This window comes from Embleya sp. NPDC008237, assembly GCF_042956465.1.
Lineage (GTDB): Bacteria > Actinomycetota > Actinomycetes > Streptomycetales > Streptomycetaceae > Embleya.
In genome coordinates this window covers 1-1,646 of the sequence record NZ_JBIBGL010000051.1, presented here as the reverse complement: position 1 = coordinate 1,646, position 1,646 = coordinate 1, and the positions used below count along the sequence as shown (strand labels likewise).

The 1,646-nt window shown below is 69.8% G+C and carries 2 protein-coding genes and 1 pseudogene; all 3 read left to right on the top strand.

What is annotated here, in order from left to right; genetic code table 11:
* Positions 1-27: 27 nt before the first annotated feature.
* Complete coding sequence (locus tag ACFZBU_RS47940) at positions 28-1,038, top strand: DUF6192 family protein (RefSeq protein WP_391590150.1); 1,011 nt, start codon at positions 28-30, stop codon at positions 1,036-1,038.
* Between the two features lie 3 nt (positions 1,039-1,041).
* Positions 1,042-1,470, top strand: a complete 429-nt coding sequence (locus ACFZBU_RS47935) for a RacP protein (RefSeq protein WP_391590149.1) — start codon at positions 1,042-1,044, stop codon at positions 1,468-1,470.
* Positions 1,471-1,526: 56 nt separating this feature from the next.
* Positions 1,527-1,646, top strand: a pseudogene (locus ACFZBU_RS47930) (IS5/IS1182 family transposase); the annotation flags it as partial.

The window sequence follows — 1,646 nt, the reverse complement described above, 5'->3', positions numbered from 1 at the left end:
CCCGGCTCGCGCTGGGTGGTGAATCCCATGCCCGAAGAGTCCATGAATACCGGCAAGGTCGGCAGCGTCAGCGCCGATCGCTACGAGCAGATCGTGGCCGAGCTGCGCGAGATCGTGGAGAACCACACGCGAGGCCAGTTCACGATCGGCGACCACGCGTTGGAGATCGAGCCGTTGCGCGGAACCGGTGGCGGGGAGCAAAGCGACGAGTTGTTCACGGTCAAGCAGTCGTTGTTCCGCCTGGCCGAGGACATCGGCCTGTCGTATTCCTCGCTGAAGAGCTCCCGGTGGACGGCCGCGCGCTGGCCGAAGGACCGCCGGCAGAGCGGGGTTTCCTTCACCGTTCACAAGGTTCTGGGCAGGATCGCCGACGAGCGGGAGCGGTTCGCCGCGATTCTCACCCCACCGGAGGGCAGGGCTCGTTGGACCGTGGACGGGGCCAAGCGTCGAGTGGGCTGGACGGTCGAACACCCGGTCACCCCGCAGGAGAAGGTCAGCGCGATCCACACCCTCGCCCGGGACGAGAACGTCGCCGCGGCCGTCACCACCGATTTCCTGCGGCGGCCGACGGTGGTCGCGCAGGTCAAGCGGGAGGACAGGGTCCGGGTGGTCGAGGAGTTGACGCGTGACGACCACGTGGCCGCCGAGGTGACCACCGGTCTGTTGCGGCGCCCCGATGTCGCCTTCCGGGCGATGAGGGACGACACCGCCCGCCACCAGGTCAACCACGCGCAGGTCGAGCACGGCCGGCAGGCCCGCGAGCACTTCGAGGAAACGCACCCGATCGCGCCGGCGGTCCGCCGGATCGAGCGGACGGTGGAGTTCCTGGACCTGGTCGCGGCCTGCCACGCGTTCGTCGCCGCGGCCGGCCGGGTCGTCCCGGGCATGCGTGATCGTCAACTGGGCGACGACGAACGCGCGATCGTGCACGACAACGTGGCCCGGGTTCGGGCGACGCTGGACTGGATCGAAACGGCCGTCGACACGGGCCGGGTCGACGTCGACGACGCACTGGCCCGACTCCTCCAGGGCGAGTAGGCGATGCCTCGGGCCTCCGAGCGCAGATCCCCCGCGGCCCAACGGCACGCAGACACCGTCAGGGGCACGCTCTTCGAGGCGCGACCGGCGGGTCTGGCCTTTCCCCAGCTGGTCAGATGCGCCGAGTTGTCGCCCAGTCAGACCCGCGCGGGCCTGGCCTGCCTGCGGGACACCATCGCCGAGCGGGGGTGGCCGCCGCTGATCTGGACACGGTCGGACGGCTACAGGTTCTGCACGGATCCCGTCGAACTCCAGGCATACGAGGTCGCGGTGATCCGGGAGAAGCTGACCGAGATCCGCCGGTTCGTCACCGGGGTCGTCGCCCCGCACGCGGCCCTGCAACCCAAGGGCCGATGGATCCGACACCTGAACACCCAACTCAACTCGGTGGAGTCGACGCTCGACGTGATCGCCGACTACATCGACGCCTGATCGTCGGGGCCGCCCGCTTCGCGGGCGGCCCCGACCCGTCCTCAGGAAGGGGCACGATGGCGCGGCATCGCTGCTATCCCTCGGACACGTGGGACGACGAATGGGCCCTGATCGAACCGTTGTTGCCCCGGCTGGCCTGCGAGCTTCCCACCGGCGGACGCCCGGAGAAGCACCCC

Coding starts and splice junctions, on each gene's coding strand:
- ACFZBU_RS47940 (WP_391590150.1), top strand. CDS start 28: ATGCCCGAAGAGTCCATGAATACCGGCAAGGTCGGCAGCGTCAGCGCC.
- ACFZBU_RS47935 (WP_391590149.1), top strand. CDS start 1,042: ATGCCTCGGGCCTCCGAGCGCAGATCCCCCGCGGCCCAACGGCACGCA.